The sequence below is a fragment of the Streptococcus mitis genome (assembly GCF_002096845.1).
Taxonomy (GTDB): Bacteria; Bacillota; Bacilli; order Lactobacillales; family Streptococcaceae; genus Streptococcus; species Streptococcus mitis_A.
This window is the reverse complement of record NZ_NCVK01000045.1, coordinates 1-16529: the sequence shown is the minus strand read 5'-3', so window position 1 is coordinate 16529 and position 16529 is coordinate 1. Positions and strand designations below refer to the sequence as shown.

The window sequence follows — 16529 nt, the reverse complement described above, 5'->3', positions numbered from 1 at the left end:
GACAGGGCTTTCATTTAGATGTACAATGTATGTGTAGAAAAATTATATATAAAAATCTTACACATTAGAAAAGGAGGTTCCCCATGTACTTTCCAACATCCTCTGCCTTGATTGAATTTCTCATCTTGGCCGTACTGGAGCAGGATGATTCTTATGGTTATGAGATTAGCCAAACCATTAAGCTGATCGCTAATATCAAAGAATCTACACTCTATCCCATTCTCAAAAAATTGGAGGGCAATAGCTTTCTGACAACCTATTCTAGAGAGTTCCAAGGTCGCATGCGCAAATACTACTCCTTGACAAATGGTGGTATAGAACAGCTCGTGACCCTAAAAGATGAATGGGCACTTTATACAGACACCATCAATGGCATCATAGAAGGGAGTATCCGCCATGACAAGAACTGAATACCTGACTCAGCTAGAACTTTATCTCAAAAAACTGCCTCAGGCTGACCAAATTGAAGCCATGGACTATTTCAGGGAACTCTTTGACGATGCTGGAGTCGAAGGAGAAGAAGAACTCATCGCTAGCTTGGGAACTCCCAAAGAAGCGGCCCACGAAGTTCTCTCCAATCTTCTCGATAAAAAAATCAATGAAGCACCCGCTCAAAAGAATAACCGACAAATTTTGCATATCGCCTTGTTAGCTCTCCTTGCAGCACCCATCGGCATTCCTCTGGGAATCGCCATCCTCGTGGCTCTGTTCGGAATCCTTGTGGCTGCTTTGACTGTTATTCTGGCTTTCTTTGCGGTTTCCATACTAGGTATCATCGGCGGATTCCTATTTTTAGTTGAAAGTTTCACTGTCTTAGCCCAAGCTAAATCAGCCTTTATCTTGATTTTTGGTTCTGGTTTACTGGCTATCGGTGCTTCTTCGCTGGTTTTACTAGGTATTTCCTATGTAGCTCGCTTCTTCGGCTTACTCATTGTTCGCCTGGTGCAATTTGTTCTTAAAAAAGGAAAGAGAGGTGACCAGCATGCGTAAATTGACAAAAGGATTTCTCATTTTTGGTGTGGTGACTACCGTTATCGGCTTTATCTTGCTTTTTGTAGGCATCCAATCTGACGGGATTAAGAGCCTACTTGCCATGTCCAAGGAGCCTGTCTATGATAGTCGGATGGAAGAGCTGACCTTTGGCAAGGAAGTCGAAAACCTAGAGATTACTCTCCATCAACACGCACTGACCATCACAGACTCTTTCGATGATCAAATCCACATTTCTTACCATCCATCTCTTTCTGCTCACCATGATCTTGTCACAAATCAAAACGATAAAACGCTGAGCCTCACTGATAAGAAACTGTCTGAAAGTCCGTTTCTCTCTTCTGGAATTGGCGGGATTCTCCATATCGCAAGTAGCTACTCTCGTCGTTTTGAAGAAGTTATTCTCCAATTGCCAAAAGGGAGAAGTCTAAAAGGAATCAACATCTCAGCCAATCGCGGTCAAACTACCATCATCAATGCTAGTCTTGAAAATGCGACCCTCAATACCAATAATGGCTATCTCCTCCGAATTGAAGGAAGTCGTATCAAAAATAGTAAACTCACAACCCCTAATATCATTAATATCTTTGATACAGACCTTACAGATAGTCAGCTAGAGTCAACAGATAAGCACTTCCACGCTGAAAATATTAAAGTATATGGTAAAGTAGAACTATCTTCTAAAAATGCGCTCAGTATCATGCTAACTCAAAAAGAAAGCCAAGAAATTAACTTAGACCTCTCGAGTCACCATGGTCCTATTTATCAGTTATCGAGAGATGAGAGTCAACGCCACCCCAACGAATTAAGCAACCCTTACAAAACTGAAAAAACTGATGCAAAAGGTCAACTCATCGCTAAGGCTGATGATTATATTAGTCTTGAAACTACAGCTAACAGACCTTAATAAACCTATTTATATCGACCACTATGACACATAACCCACTAAAAAGGAGGTTCTACCATGAAACAAGAATGGTTTGAAAGTAATGATTTTGTAAAAACAACAAGCAAGAACAAGCCTGATGAACAAGCCCAAGATGTTGTAGACAAGGCTGAAGAAACGATAGCCGATCTCGATACAGCAATTGAAAAAAATACTCAGTCAGAGGAGGAAGTCTCTCAAGCTAAAGTCGAACTGGAAAGCCAGCAAGAAGAGAAAATCGAAGCTCCTGAAGACAGTGAAGCGAGAACAGAAATAGAAGAAAAGAAAGCATTAGACTCTACTGAGGAAGAGCAAGACCTTTCTAAAGCAACAGAAAAAGTCACTATAGCTGAAGAGAGTCAAGAAGCACTTCCTCAGCAAAAACCAACCACGAAAGAGCCCCTTCTTATCAGTCAATCCTTAGAAAGTCCCTATATCCCCGACCAAGCTCCAAAATCTACGGATAGATGGAAAGAGCAAGCGCTTGATTTTTGGTCTTGGCTAGTGGAGGCTCTCAAATCTCCTACAAGCAAGCTTGAAACAAGTAGCACACACAGCTACACAGCCTTTCTCTTGCTCATTCTGTGTTCTGCATCTTCCTTTTTCTTTAGTATCTACCACATCAAACATGCTTACTATGGACATATAGCAACTATAAACAGCCACTTCCCTGAACAATTTGCTTCATTAAATCTCTTTTCGATTATCTCTATCCTAGTAGCAACAACACTCTTCTTCTTTTCATTCCTCTTGGGTAGTTTCGTCGTGAGACGATTTATCTACCAAGAAAAGGACTGGACGCTAGAAAAGGTTCTCCAACAATATAGTCAACTCTTGGCAATTCCAATCTTCCTCACTGCTATTGCTAGTTTCTTTGCCTTCTTTGATAGCCTACGATTTACAGCCCTCTTGTGTGTGATTAGCATTGGAATCATTCTGCTCGCTAGTCTCCATATCATTACAAGGCCAAGTCAAGCAAGTGAAACCGACTCCTTCTATCAGTTATTCTTGTCTGTCCTTGTAAACGGAGTTATTATCCTCCTCTTCTTTGTAGCTGAAGTGGCACTGATTGGGGATTATCTTCGTATCTTGGCCTTTCTTTAAACTTCATACTCTTCGAAAATCTCTTCAAACCACGTCAGCTTCGCCTTACCGTAGATATATATTCCTGACTTTGTCAGTCTTATCTACAACCTCAAAACAGTGTTTTGAGCAGCCTGCGGCTAGCTTCCTAGTTTGCTCTTTGATTTTCATTGAGTAGCAATCCTGTCTTTCATGGCAGGATTTTTTCTATGTCAAAAAAGCAAGTCGATTGACCTGCTTCTGCTTTACTTTTCTTGTGCTAATGTTTTAAAATCTTTGTCTAAGATGGGTTGTACTTCTAGTTGATTGGCATCTAGTTGGTGGTAAGATTCTGATGGTAGTGACTCTAAGAATCTTTCATAGTCCAAGCGAGCGATAGCTTCATAGTCTTCTGGTTTAGAGCCGTCTCCTGTGATTTGAACCAAGTCAATCTCCCACTGCACTTCCTTATCCACCAATTGCTCCATATAGGCTGCAGGAACAAATGGTTCTCTCGGTAAAACGGTCTTGACCCCTTGAGCCAGATGGTAAACACCGTGCACTTGACCTTCTCCATCCTGATAGAAGGAAACTCTTGCAAAGTAAGCATCCGTCTCTTGAAGCGCACGCACACGCGCTTCAAACTGTGCCAAGCCCTCTTCCTCTAAAAAGCTTTTCAAGTCCTCAGGACTAAAGAAAACAGGATTAAAAATTCCTTGGCAAATAGTAAAACGGGCTGTAGTGTCTGCCAGATGAACTTGAATACTTGCTTGGAAATAAGCTTCAAAATCAAAACCATCTAGTCCTTCAATCTCAGTTCCTGTATAAGCAAGTAGGGCTTCTAAAAATGACTTGATGATCTGCCAGTCTATCTTCGTTAGTAGGTCAGGAAGATCAATACGGTAAGCCTTTTGATCATCAGCATAACTGACTTTAAAAAGAAATTGTGATTGTCCCACTATCGCACACTCAATATACTCAAGACGGCTAAGAGGCTGACGGAGATAAACCGCATCATAGCTATGTGACTCCAAACCATCCACCAAGGCCAAGATAGACTTGGCAGTCAAAATTTCCTGTTCTCCTAAAATGCTCTGTTTATTTGGAATAAAAAATGTTTTCGTCATAACTGAACTCCTTTGAAATCGTTTACATATAGTATACCCTATTTTCCTGAAAGATACAGAAACAAACTTTAGATTTTTGAGTAAAAAGCATAGAAAAACAGCCCCTAAGGACTGTTTAATCTTATACAGTAGCTGCTTGATCCAAGCTTTCACCGATAGTGGCTAGGCGCTCGACAACTTCAGCTTGTGTCAATTCATTTTCTGAAACATAGCGGTTACGTGGGTGAACACGGCACTCGTGTGAGCATCCACGAAGGTACTTGTCTTCATTTTCTTCTGATGTCAAGATACGACGGTTACAGAATGGATTTCCACAGTTGACATAACGTTCACATGGTGTTCCGTCAAACCAGTCTTTTCCTACGATAGTTGGGTTGACATGGTTGACATCTACGGCAATACGCTCGTCAAAGACGTACATTTTCCCATCCCAAAGCTCGCCTTGGACTTCTGGGTCTTTACCGTAAGTTGCAATTCCTCCGTGCAATTGGCCGACATCTTTGTAGCCTTCACGAACCATCCAGCCTGAGAATTTCTCACAGCGAACTCCACCTGTACAGTAAACTACGACGCGCTTGTCCATGAATTTTTCCTTGTTGTCACGGACCCATTGTGGCAACTCACGGAAGTTGCGGATATCTGGGCGGATAGCCCCACGGAAATGTCCTAGGTCGTACTCGTAATCGTTACGAGTGTCAAGGACAACTGTATCTTCGTCAAGAAGAGCTTCTTTGAACTCTTTTGGAGACAAGTAAGCACCTGTTGTTTCAAGTGGGTTGATGTCGTTGTCAAAGTCGTTGTCTTCCAAACCAAGGTGGACAATTTCTTTCTTGTAGCGAACAAACATCTTCTTGAAGGCTTGTTCATTCTCTTCGTCAATCTTGAACCAGAGGTCTTCCATGCCTGGGAGGCTGTGAACGTAGTCCATGTATTTTTGAGTTGTTTCGTAGTTACCTGAAACTGTTCCGTTAATTCCTTCGTCAGCGACTAGGATACGACCTTTAAGGCCGATTGATTTACAGAAAGCCAAGTGGTCTGCAGCAAATTGCTCTGCATTTTCAATTGGAGTGTAAAGGTAGTAAAGTAAGACACGAATATCTTTTGCCATAAGATTTGTTCTCTTTTCTATTCTTAAATTTTCAGAATTTTTCATCTAACTATACTAGTATACCTGCTTGAGAAAGCGAATGCAATTTATTTGACTGGAAATTGTAGAAGGTGTCCTGTCCCTACACTTCATCAGTAACCATAGCGAATAGCTGATAATTCTCTCAATTTTTTAATCTGCTCAGCTTGACTTTTTGACAAAGTCAGCTTATTGTCAATCAACACACGTGAGATGTCGACATTCATTTGACTTAGAATAAATGGAACAGAGGTTCCATCGTCCTTTAATCGTCTTTTATAAATCACTAACTGATTTTCCAAAGGAGCAAGTTGAGGCGTATTGTTTATACCTTCCAGTAGGTGATCTATGATAGTCATGGCTTCACAACGCCTTTCTCTGCCTCCAGCAAACCATTTTAATGGTGTCATTCTCATTTTCCTCCTGAAACTCACTTATAAATTTGATAAACTATCATTCCTAACTCTCGTACCAACATTTTACCCAAATATCCTGTGTAAAAAAGTCAGCAAAAATGGCAAGGTCGCTACAATATTATTAATCACATGCACCGCATAGGAAGGATAAATGCTCTTGGTATAGCGGGTCAAACTAGCAAAGATGATGCCAGATGTTGCAAAGACGAAGATATCTAACAAACTAGGCAGGCTTGAAAAATGAGGAAGAGCAAATAAAATGGAAGGAAGGAGCAAATCAAGGCCAAATCTCGAATGCTTAAAAAAGGCGTGTTGCAGTAATCCTCTATAAATCAGCTCTTCCATAAGCGGAGTCAGAAAGAACAAAGTTATATAGATACCTAGCTCGGCAAAGTTGGTCCCACTATAACCGATCAATACAGCCCAACCTTCAGCAGTTGACTGAACATGTTTAGCTGTCTGAACGTTAAAAGAAATCTGGAACACTACCACTAATATTGTCAAAATCGAATACCAAAGCCATTTTTTTCTTGGAATGCGAAAAAGATAGCCGTACCCTGTCTTAACCAGAATCCAAATCATGACTCCGCTAAATAGCAAACTCAAGAGATTTTGAATCCAGACGAAATTGCCAATAATTTTGGACAATAAGCGTCAACTGAGAAAGACCAAATACGAAAAATAAGTAAGAGAAGACTGCACTTATTTTGAGTAGAAGTTGATACTTTTTCATAGAAATTCTTCCTCATTTCTTATATTTCAGCCTATATTCCACATAAATGAAAACCTGCTCCTAATAACCAAGGTCACGATAACCACGCGGACAGTATCCACTTACTGGAAAAGGACCTGAATTTTTTAATATAGAAGGGTAAGAACCAAATGGACTTCCCTGATAAGCATACCCTCTATAAATATCAGATACATCTCCACCCTCTATATGATCAAGCATTTCAGTATCCATAATTTCAAATTGCTCCATCATTTTTGTATCCTTTTTATTTTTAATTTTTGTCCTGTTGCAACCTTTTCACTGTTGGTATAGCACTATTTTTTTATTCTTTCATCAAAATATTTAATTGGCATCAAAACATCTTGAATTGTTAGAAAATTTAAAAAGCAAGCATGAAAAACATACTTGCCCTAAGGGAACTTGACAAAATGAAATCTAGAAACAAAAAGATAATAAATGTAACAGACAACTGAAATTATTCTTACTTCTTCTTGCTTAAATATATTCTTGCAATATAAGCACTAATCAAGACAATACCACAGCCCAAAGCTAGAACAACTATTAAAGAATTTAAGATAGTAGGTGTTCTATCAATTCGATTAACAAAACGAATTAAAGATAAAGCAGTCATTAAGAGTAGTCCTGATGATTCCAATCTGATAAAATAAGTTCCTTGCTTTTCAACTGAATATAAGAACGATGGTAATAAAATCAATGTAACTGCTATGACAAACAAATTTGAACCAATCTCTTCGCCGTTATTAAATAAAGAAAACATTAGAACATTAGTGAGTATCACGATTGCAGAGCAAATGATAAAATAACTCTTATTTCGCACTGTTTTCACCTCGAATTCTATATTTTATGGTAGTATCATGTTGCCAATCCGTAGCCTACATAAGCTCCTGATGCTGCACATGTAGCAAGATAAGCTGCTGCTGCCCCCCAACCAATTGGAGTACTTGTCATTAATACAGCCATTGTAGCCCCTAAATAAACTGAGGTGCCTCCAAAAACACGATCCCAATTGGCTCCTGCTTCAATTTCCATTAACTCTTCTTGACTAAGTGTCATAAATGTTGAAGTATCAAATACTAGAGTATTCATGATGAATACCTCCTTTTTTTATTTTTGTCTTGTTGCAACCTTGACAACATCAATATATCATAATTAACTAATATCATTTTTTAAAATCATAAAATGTCTTTTTTTCATCACGAAATGTTTTTAATAAATTTTATCAAAGCCTAAAACTAATATATACTATCATCAACTATAAAAAGCAATGCTTAATCTTACTTAATAAAAATTACTGTTCATGACAATATAAATACCATTTACGATTTAGCAAGAAGTTTTTTAGTAAAGTTTGGCATAATAGACCTATCCACTATATGAAAGGAATTGCCAATGACTTCTTATAAACGTACATTTGTTCCTCAAATAGATGCTAGAGACTGCGGTGTCGCTGCCTTAGCCTCGATTGCTAAATTCTATGGTTCAGATTTTTCTCTAGCTCACTTGAGAGAACTTGCAAAGACCAATAAGGAAGGGACAACTGCTCTTGGCATTGTAAAAGCCGCTGATGAAATGGGCTTTGAAACAAGACCTGTTCAAGCAGATAAAACGCTCTTTGACATGAGTGATGTCCCCTATCCATTTATCGTTCACGTTAACAAAGAAGGAAAACTCCAACATTACTATGTTGTCTATCAAACAAAGAAAGACTATCTGGTTATTGGTGATCCTGACCCTTCTGTAAAAATCACCAAAATGTCAAAAGAACGCTTTTTCTCTGAATGGACTGGAGTAGCTATTTTTATAGCTCCCAAACCCAGCTATCAACCCCATAAAGATAAAAAGAATGGTCTACTAAGCTTCCTTCCTCTGATTTTCAAACAAAAATCTCTCATTGCTTACATTGTTCTCTCAAGCTTATTGGTCACTATTATCAATATCGGTGGTTCTTATTATCTCCAAGGAATCTTGGATGAATACATTCCAAATCAGATGAAATCAACTTTAGGAATCATCTCAGTTGGTCTGGTTATAACCTATATCCTCCAGCAAGTCATGAGTTTCTCCCGAGATTATCTCCTAACTATTCTGAGTCAGAGATTAAGCATTGATGTGATTTTATCCTATATCCGCCATATTTTTGAACTTCCTATGTCTTTCTTTGCGACACGTCGTACAGGAGAAATCATTTCACGGTTCACAGATGCTAACTCTATTATAGATGCCTTGGCTTCTACCATTCTTTCTCTTTTTCTGGATGTTTCTATTCTGATTCTTGTAGGAGGCGTCTTACTGGCACAAAACTCTAATCTCTTCCTTCTTTCTCTTATTTCTATTCCTATATACATGTTCATCATCTTTTCTTTTATGAAGCCTTTCGAAAAAATGAACCATGATGTCATGCAAAGTAATTCTATGGTTAGCTCTGCCATCATTGAAGATATCAACGGGATTGAAACTATAAAGTCGCTCACGAGTGAAGAAAATCGCTATCAAAATATAGACAGCGAATTTGTAGATTATTTGGAAAAATCCTTTAAGCTCAGTAAATATTCTATTTTACAAACGAGTTTAAAGCAGGGAACAAAATTAGTTCTGAATATCCTTATCCTATGGTTTGGCGCTCAATTAGTCATGTCAAGTAAAATTTCTATCGGTCAGCTGATTACCTTTAACACACTTCTTTCTTACTTTACAACTCCTATGGAAAATATTATCAACCTCCAAACCAAACTCCAATCTGCGAAGGTCGCTAATAACCGTTTGAACGAAGTCTATCTAGTCGAATCTGAATTTCAAGTTCAAGAAAACCCTGTTCATTCACATTTTTTGATGGGCGATATTGAATTTGATGATCTTTCTTATAAGTATGGTTTTGGACGAGATACCTTAACAGATATTAATCTCACGATTAAACAAGGAGATAAGGTTAGCCTAGTTGGAGTTAGTGGTTCTGGTAAAACAACTTTAGCCAAAATGATTGTCAATTTCTTTGAACCCTACAAAGGACATATTTCCATCAATCATCAGGATATTAAAAACATTGATAAAAAAGTCTTGCGCCGTCATATTAATTACCTACCCCAACAAGCCTATATCTTTAATGGCTCTATTTTGGAAAACTTAACCTTGGGTGGTAATCATATGATTAGCCAAGAAGATATTCTAAGAGCTTGTGAATTAGCTGAAATCCGTCAAGACATTGAAAGAATGCCTATGGGCTATCAAACTCAGCTCTCTGATGGAGCCGGTCTATCAGGAGGACAAAAGCAACGAATCGCTCTCGCTCGTGCTCTTTTAACTAAAGCTCCTGTTCTAATACTAGATGAAGCTACTAGCGGTCTTGATGTCTTGACTGAGAAAAAAGTTATAGATAATCTTATGTCCCTAACTGATAAAACCATTCTCTTTGTAGCCCATCGTCTCAGTATAGCCGAACGAACCAACCGTGTCATTGTTCTTGACCAGGGGAAAATCATTGAAGTTGGTAGCCACCAAGAGTTAATGCAGGCGCAAGGTTTCTACCATCATCTGTTCAATAAATAAGGAGAATGTCATGAATCCTAATCTTTTTAGAAGCGTCGAGTTTTATCAGAGACGTTACCATAACTATGCGACAGTGTTAATTATACCTCTTTCATTACTACTTACTTTCATCTTGATTTTCTCCCTTGTTGCCACAAAAGAAATTACTGTCACTTCCCAAGGAGAAATCGCCCCTACAAGTGTCATTGCATCTATTCAGTCAACAAGTGATAATCCTATCCTTGCTAATCATTTAGTGGCAAATCAAGTAGTTGAAAAAGGGGACTTACTCATCAAATACTCTGAAACAATGGAAGAAAGTCAGAAAACTGCCTTAGAAACTCAATTACAAAGACTTGAGAAGCAAAAAGAAGGACTTGGAATTTTGAAACAAAGCTTAGAAAAAGCGACTGATCTTTTTTCTGGCGAGGATGAATTTGGCTACCATAATACCTTTAGGAATTTTACTAAACAATCCCATGATATTGAACTGGGTATCACAAAGACTAACACTGAGGTTTCAAATCAAGCCAATCTTGCCAATAGCAGTTCATCAGCTATTGAACAAGAAATTACAAAAGTTCAACAACAAATTGGAGAATATCAAGAGTTGAGAGATGCTATCATAAATAAAAGGGCTCGCTTACCAACTAGCAATCCACACCAGTCAATTTTGAATCGTTATCTTGTAGCCTCACAAGGACAAACACAAGGAACTGCAGAGGAGCCATTTTTATCTCAAATTAATCAAAGTATTGCAGGTCTTGAATCATCTATCGCAAGCCTCAAAATTCAGCAAGCTGGTATCGGAAGTGTAGCAACTTATGACAATAGTTTAGAAACTAAAATTGAAGTACTCCGCACTCAGTTTTTACAGACAGCTTCTCAGCAACAACTAACCGTGGAGAATCAATTAACAGAATTAAAAGTACAACTAGATCAAGCGACACAGCGCTTAGAAAACAATACTTTAACCGCTCCAAGTAAAGGTATCGTTCATCTGAACAGCGAATTTGAAGGTAAAAATAGAATTCCAACTGGTACAGAAATTGCTCAAATATTCCCTGTCATCACAGATACAAGAGAAGTACTAATCACTTACTACGTATCTTCTGACTATCTACCTCTACTAGATAAAGGACAAACTGTAAGATTAAAACTGGAGAAGATTGGAAATCACGGCATTACCATCATCGGTCAACTTCAAACAATTGATCAAACTCCTACCAGAACAGAGCAAGGTAATCTCTTTAAATTAACCGCTCTTGCAAAACTATCTAATGAGGATAGTAAACTCATCCAATACGGCTTACAAGGTCGCGTCACTAGTGTAACTGCAAAGAAAACATATTTTGATTATTTCAAAGATAAAATTTTAACCCATTCTGATTAATTTTCAGATAACACTCTATAACTATTTATTATCTTATCAAAAAGGAGAATTGTAACATGGATAAGAAACAAAACCTAACTTCATTTCAAGAACTAACAACTACCGAACTCAACCAAATTACAGGTGGAGGATTGTGGGAAGAACTATATGAAACTATAATAACACCATTAAAATTACGGACTACTTTCAAACCATAAAAATCTATAGAATTATAAAAACGCATAATATCAGATTTCAGAATGAACTGATACTATGCGTTTTAGCATGAAAAGATTATAGAAGATACAAGTCACCCATCCCAACCTATACTTCTATCTCTAAGACTTGTTTAAATCTAAAATTAGAACTTGTAGTTTTTAGAATGATATTTGGGTATTTCGTTAAAATACTATTAACATTAGACAAACCAACTCCTCTATTCTGCCCTTTAGATGACATTCCTCTCTCAAATATTTTTGTAACATCAATCTCTCTATCTAGAGTAGGATTTTGGATAATCAAAACTTGCTTATTATTTCTCATATCTTCAAAAAAACAAACACTTAGAGGTTCCTCGATAGCGGCGCTTGTAGCGGCCTCTATCGCGTTATCTAACAATATAGAAACAACTGTTAAAAAATCAATTCCCTCAATCTTTTTGATAGCAATTGGTTTTTCTATTTCCAAAGAAACTGGCACTAGTAAACTCTGAGCCTCGGATAATTTTGAGATTAATAAACTCTTCAAGGATAAATCCTCTATGTTTCTCAATCTCACTACATCAAATTTTGTATCTTTTAAATTTTTCCCCGAATCTTTCAGGACACTGTCATAAATTTGAGCAACTAAATCAATATCTTTGCGATCTATCCCTATCTTTAAACTTGTTAAAATATTTGCATAATCATGCCTAAAGCTTCTAACCTCTTGATAAAGCCCTTCTACTTGTTTACTATAGCTATTAAGATTTTGAAGTTGAATCTCTTTTTGAAGTACTAAATCTTTTTGCAATTCCTCACGTACATTTCTGTCCAGTATATTGACAAAATAGATAAATAAAAAGAAATAGATTGCAGTTATAGCTCCTTGATAATGATTTACAGATAAATTCAGACTATTTTTAATGTAACCAATAAAAGGAATAAGGAGAAAATACCCCAACATTGCAGCATTAGTAAGCCTCATTATTTGATCTAGATGTTTATCCAACACTTTACTTCTTAAATAGCTAAAATCATACTGAAAAACTTTTATTATAAGCAAAGATAGGAGACTTGCTAAAATTGAGAAAATTGTAGCATCGTAATAAACATATATTTCTGTTAAACTAGCAAAATTAGGAATAATAAAATCAACAAAAAAATCATAGATAATCGACCAAAATGTGATAGGAAACAGAGCATAAAAAAGTGTCGATATCAGACTATATTTCTTTTTATCCAACAACAATGTGTAGATAATAAAAAAGATGGGATAATCTAGTACTGTAATAACAACAGAGATATAGAACACCTTAATCAAGATGAAAAGTAAAAACTCTAATAAAAAATAGAAAAGCAATAACTCTAAAGATCTCTTTATAGTCAATTGATAGCCATAAATTTTTGCATGAAGAAATAAAAGTATGTAAAAATTCAAAGATACTAACACAAAAGACATTTACTACTCCTTACTATCATGTAAATCTTTAACTATATTCAGCAATGCCCTCATTTTTAACCTAGATACTAGGCAACTTGACCCGTTCTTCAAATAGACTAGTTTTTCTTCCTTATCTATTGAGGAGATATTATAAGGATTCACAATAAAAGAACGATGACACTGAACCAATCTTGGTTCTTGCCTCAATATATCAGAAATTTTACCGTAAAACTCTATTCTTTCTCTCATAGTATAAAGAACTAGCTTATGAGGAATCATTGACGTTTCTATATAAAGCAAATCCGAAAACGGAACCTGAACGAGTGCTTTAGAATTTGTAAACACAAAAGAATCTTCAGCCATTAGTTGATGTTTATTCTTGTGAACATAAGCGATTGCCTTTTCCACACGTTCCCTAAAAGCACTTTCAGGTAATTCCTTATCAATAAAATCTAAAGCTGATACTTGATATTGAAAACTAACAGGCATAAATTCTGAATGAGTTGTTACAAAGACAATGACTGCATTTGGATCCCTATCTCTGATTTCCAAAGCAATATCTAACCCTTTTCTAACATCGTTTTTAATTTCAATATCTAAAAAGAAAAGTTGATGACCTCCACGTTCAATCATATCTTCTAACAATTGATTCGGTTTACCATAAACACCACAGTGCTTTATTTCCCAATTATTCTTCTCTAAAATATCATGCACCAGATTTTCCATCCTAGTTTGCTGTACAAAATCATCCTCTAATATAAAGATATTCATTTCTCGTCTCCTTTTGTATTTAACCATCTTTCTTTTACAGTTTTAAAATACCTTCTAGAGCAGATAATATCTGATACTCTTTCATCCATAAATAAAATGGTCTTCGTTTCATACTTCAATCCTATTACTTTGGATAAGTTCACAAGAAACTTTCTATGACACCTAAACAATTTACCCAGACTCATTTCCTCAACTTTAGCTAGGCTCATATACTTCTCAAATACTCCATCAGCTGTAATAAAAATAACAGCATGTGCCTTCGTAGGATGTGTTGTCACATAGTAAACCTTAGAATGAGGCACTTTAACAACTGCTCTACCTTGGCTTAAAATATATTCTTGCATATTTTTCCTCCTTACTCTCCTATATCATATCAAAACTAGTATCCTATGATTGAAAAAATCTTAAAAGGTATCTGAGTTATCATAAATGGTTATTTTTCAACATTTCATGCTAAAATTTATACAATCTAAGATTTCGATATCTTCTATCGGATGTTTTTGATATGATATAGCAAGAGGAGAAATATGGATACAATTCAAATTCTACATTTTTCATTATTAGGATACATCATCACAAATGATATCAATTCTTATATTAAAGAAAACATATCAACAAAAACTAGAATTATAGCCTCTAGGCGTATCATCTATTTCTATAACACTACTACCTATTTTATCATAAAATCAATGTTTTTATCTTCAGATACAATGTATTCTTATATCGAAGATATACGACTCCATTCTGAATTTGCCCACATTATCATCATAGGGAGTGATATTGATTATGATAAACTTTTCCGTAGTCATTACAGAATATTCGGTGTCGTTGATACAACTAGAAATTATTCTTTACAATCTATACGACAAGAAATTCACTCATATTTAGATGGCATTTATAACAAATTGAAATAAGATATGAACAAATCGATTAGGAAAGTCAAATTAATGCCTAGAAATGTTTTAGCAATCGCGGCATACTATTCTAGATTCAATATACTATATCTTTAAAAAACCACTTTTACGTAATCAATCAGATTAGCCATAGCAACCTAAATCAGTCCATTAACTACACAAATACTGTTCTTTGAAAATTAAAAATCACTGCCTTCCCCAGATAAGCCTGAGGAAAACAGTGATTTAATTTTTAGGAATTAGGAATGAATACACGAAATCAATTGATCTTATGATTTTTTGTTTTTCAAGAATTCATCGTATTGTTTTTGCATTTCATTCAATACTTTATCGTAGGCACCTTCAGATTTCAATTTTTCCATCAATTCTGGAATAGCTTTGTCTGGGTCTACAGTACCAGTGTTGATAGCTGTATCGAATTGTTGCATTGTGTTAGAGATAGCTGAGATTTCAGATTTCACATTGTCAGTGTTAAAGATGAATCCAAGCGCTGGAGATTCTTTAGCTTCAGCCAATTGTTTTTTAGAATCTTCGATTTGTTGGTCTGTGACGTTTTCATTGATGTAAAGAATCCAGTTGTTACCAGTGTTCCATCCACCCATGTGAGTATTTCCTTTGTAGCCATCAAGGACTTTAACACGGTTTTCTTTACCTTCAATTTTTTCCCAGTTCTTGCCTTCTGGACCGTAAACAAGACCGTTCAAGAGTTCTGGGTTAGTGTTCAAGAGGTTCAACACTTCCATTGATTTTTCTTTGTTCTTAGAGTTGTTTGAGATGACAAAGTTAGCAACTTGTGTTGTTTGGTTTTTCTTGATGAAGTTAGTAATTGGTTTGATTTGGATATCTTTGTTCGCAACACGTGAAAGCAAGCTGTTACCGTAGTCAGCTGGTCCTACTGTTTCTTCACGAACGAACCAAGTATCTTGTTGAAGGTCAAATGAAGTATCGCTTGTTGCTACGTCTTTTGGAATGTATCCAGCTTCATAGAATTTGTGAAGAGTCTTCAAGTGTTCTTTGAAACGAGGTACTTCGTAACGGTTTACGATCTTAGTAGTGTCCCCTTCAAGGTCGATAACAAATGGAAGTCCATTTGGAACTGGGTAGTCAAAGTTATCAGATGGAATGAAGTTCTTAGTAACCGCAAATGGCACTACATCTGGAGCTTTTTCTTTGATTTGTTTCAAGACTGGTTCAAGTGTTTCGTATGAAGTGACACCTGAAATATCGATACCATATTTAGCAAGAAGAGTTCCGTTGAAGGCGAAGTTTTGAGATGATGCAACGTTGGCTGCAACTGGAACTGCGTAAATTTTACCGTTAATGCTGTTACCTTTGATGTAAGCTGGGTCAAGTGCTTTGTAAAGGTCTTTACCTTCTTTTTTGTACAATTCTGTCAAGTCAGCATAAGCACCTTTTTGAGCATTTACAACATAGTTAGATGCAAATGCGATATCGTAGTTTTCACCAGATGATGTGATAACTGACATTTTCTTATCATAGTCACCCCATCCAAGATATTGGATATCCAATTTAGCACCAACTTTTTCACCGATGATTTTGTTAGCATTTTCTAACAATTCATCCAAGTTATCTGGTTTGTCACCGATTTGGTACATTTTGATAACAGTCTTATCACCTGAAGCTGAGTCAGCAGCTTTTTTGTTACCTGAAAGGTTTCCACAAGCAGCGAGACCAGCAGCCAAAGCGACTACACTAGCAGATGCAAAAGCATATTTTTTCCAGTTTTTCATGACAAAAACTCCTTTTTTTATTTTTAAACTTATAAACAATGTAATGACCTTATACTCAATGAAAATCAAAGAGCAAACTAGGAAACTAGCCGCAGGTTGCTCAAAACACTGTTTTGAGGTTGCAGATAGAACTGACGAAGTCAGCTCAAAACACTGTT

18 protein-coding genes and 1 pseudogene are annotated in these 16529 nt (G+C 36.5%); 8 read left to right on the top strand and 11 right to left on the bottom strand.

The window, feature by feature from the left end; genetic code table 11:
• The first annotated feature begins 83 nt into the window (after positions 1 to 83).
• From B7695_RS07205 to B7695_RS07190, 4 genes are read left to right on the top strand one after another with little or no spacing between them, the layout of a single operon-like run.
• Positions 84 to 410: a PadR family transcriptional regulator gene (locus B7695_RS07205; protein ID WP_000273858.1), complete on the top strand. Its 327-nt coding sequence runs from the start codon at positions 84 to 86 to the stop codon at positions 408 to 410.
• Positions 397 to 990 carry a DUF1700 domain-containing protein gene (locus tag B7695_RS07200; protein WP_020902112.1) on the top strand — a complete coding sequence of 198 codons (594 nt, stop codon included), beginning with the start codon at positions 397 to 399 and terminating at the stop codon, positions 988 to 990. The genes B7695_RS07205 and B7695_RS07200 overlap by 14 nt, the downstream gene beginning before the upstream one ends.
• A complete protein-coding gene (locus tag B7695_RS07195; RefSeq protein WP_084890733.1) occupies positions 983 to 1897 on the top strand; it encodes a DUF4097 family beta strand repeat-containing protein in 915 nt (304 codons plus the stop codon). Before B7695_RS07200 ends, B7695_RS07195 begins: the two co-directional genes overlap by 8 nt.
• A 57-nt stretch (positions 1898 to 1954) precedes the next feature.
• Complete coding sequence (locus tag B7695_RS07190) at positions 1955 to 3019, top strand: DUF6574 domain-containing protein (RefSeq protein WP_084890731.1); 1065 nt, start codon at positions 1955 to 1957, stop codon at positions 3017 to 3019.
• A 224-nt stretch (positions 3020 to 3243) separates the two neighbouring features.
• On the opposite strand, the gene B7695_RS07180 is transcribed toward B7695_RS07190, so the two are convergent.
• From B7695_RS07180 to B7695_RS07145, 7 genes and pseudogenes are all read right to left on the bottom strand, one after another.
• A complete protein-coding gene (locus B7695_RS07180; RefSeq protein WP_084890729.1) occupies positions 3244 to 4104 on the bottom strand; it encodes a DUF4299 family protein in 861 nt (286 codons plus the stop codon).
• A gap of 121 nt (positions 4105 to 4225) precedes the next feature.
• Positions 4226 to 5212: an oxygen-dependent tRNA uridine(34) hydroxylase TrhO gene (gene trhO / locus B7695_RS07175; protein WP_084890727.1), complete on the bottom strand. Its 987-nt coding sequence runs from the start codon at positions 5210 to 5212 to the stop codon at positions 4226 to 4228.
• A gap of 131 nt (positions 5213 to 5343) precedes the next feature.
• Positions 5344 to 5640 carry a bacteriocin immunity protein gene (locus B7695_RS07170; RefSeq protein WP_192855753.1) on the bottom strand — a complete coding sequence of 99 codons (297 nt, stop codon included), beginning with the start codon at positions 5638 to 5640 and terminating at the stop codon, positions 5344 to 5346.
• A 69-nt stretch (positions 5641 to 5709) separates the two neighbouring features.
• Positions 5710 to 6379: pseudogene (locus B7695_RS07165) on the bottom strand (lysostaphin resistance A-like protein).
• A 60-nt stretch (positions 6380 to 6439) separates the two neighbouring features.
• A complete protein-coding gene (locus B7695_RS11740; RefSeq protein WP_345788998.1) occupies positions 6440 to 6631 on the bottom strand; it encodes a bacteriocin class II family protein in 192 nt (63 codons plus the stop codon).
• A 229-nt stretch (positions 6632 to 6860) separates the two neighbouring features.
• Positions 6861 to 7217, bottom strand: a complete 357-nt coding sequence (locus B7695_RS07150) for a hypothetical protein (RefSeq protein WP_084890721.1) — start codon at positions 7215 to 7217, stop codon at positions 6861 to 6863.
• Between the two features lie 35 nt (positions 7218 to 7252).
• Complete coding sequence (locus B7695_RS07145) at positions 7253 to 7486, bottom strand: bacteriocin-type signal sequence (RefSeq protein WP_084890719.1); 234 nt, start codon at positions 7484 to 7486, stop codon at positions 7253 to 7255.
• Between the two features lie 303 nt (positions 7487 to 7789).
• On the opposite strand from B7695_RS07145, the gene blpA reads away from it, so the two are divergent.
• From blpA to blpC, 3 genes are read left to right on the top strand one after another with little or no spacing between them, the layout of a single operon-like run.
• Positions 7790 to 9943 (top strand): peptide cleavage/export ABC transporter BlpA, encoded by a 2154-nt coding sequence (blpA, locus tag B7695_RS07140; protein ID WP_084890717.1) that lies wholly within the window; start codon positions 7790 to 7792, stop codon positions 9941 to 9943.
• Positions 9944 to 9953: 10 nt separating this feature from the next.
• Positions 9954 to 11315 carry a peptide export ABC transport accessory protein BlpB gene (gene blpB, locus B7695_RS07135; RefSeq protein WP_084890715.1) on the top strand — a complete coding sequence of 454 codons (1362 nt, stop codon included), beginning with the start codon at positions 9954 to 9956 and terminating at the stop codon, positions 11313 to 11315.
• A 56-nt stretch (positions 11316 to 11371) separates the two neighbouring features.
• Entirely contained in the window at positions 11372 to 11512 is a 141-nt protein-coding gene (gene blpC, locus B7695_RS07130) for a quorum-sensing system pheromone BlpC (RefSeq protein WP_084890713.1), read from the top strand.
• Between the two features lie 106 nt (positions 11513 to 11618).
• Here the strand turns inward: blpC and B7695_RS07125 are convergent, their stop codons facing one another.
• Genes B7695_RS07125 through B7695_RS07115 form a run of 3 tightly spaced genes read right to left on the bottom strand, consistent with a single transcriptional unit; the run spans position 11619 to position 14050 of the window.
• Positions 11619 to 12953, bottom strand: coding sequence for a sensor histidine kinase (locus tag B7695_RS07125; protein ID WP_084890711.1), 1335 nt, complete (start codon positions 12951 to 12953; stop codon positions 11619 to 11621).
• 3 nt (positions 12954 to 12956) lie between these two features.
• Positions 12957 to 13706: a response regulator transcription factor gene (locus tag B7695_RS07120; RefSeq protein WP_084890709.1), complete on the bottom strand. Its 750-nt coding sequence runs from the start codon at positions 13704 to 13706 to the stop codon at positions 12957 to 12959.
• A complete protein-coding gene (locus B7695_RS07115) occupies positions 13703 to 14050 on the bottom strand; it encodes a LytTR family DNA-binding domain-containing protein (RefSeq protein ID WP_084890708.1) in 348 nt (115 codons plus the stop codon). Before B7695_RS07115 ends, B7695_RS07120 begins: the two co-directional genes overlap by 4 nt.
• Before the next feature lie 183 nt (positions 14051 to 14233).
• Here B7695_RS07115 and B7695_RS11485 point away from each other — a divergent pair, with 183 nt between their 5' ends.
• Positions 14234 to 14620, top strand: coding sequence for a hypothetical protein (locus B7695_RS11485; RefSeq protein WP_239822271.1), 387 nt, complete (start codon positions 14234 to 14236; stop codon positions 14618 to 14620).
• Between the two features lie 269 nt (positions 14621 to 14889).
• On the opposite strand, the gene B7695_RS07105 is transcribed toward B7695_RS11485, so the two are convergent.
• On the bottom strand, positions 14890 to 16371 hold the full coding sequence (locus B7695_RS07105) for an ABC transporter substrate-binding protein (RefSeq protein WP_084890706.1): 1482 nt from the start codon (positions 16369 to 16371) through the stop codon (positions 14890 to 14892).
• Positions 16372 to 16529: the final 158 nt, after the last annotated feature.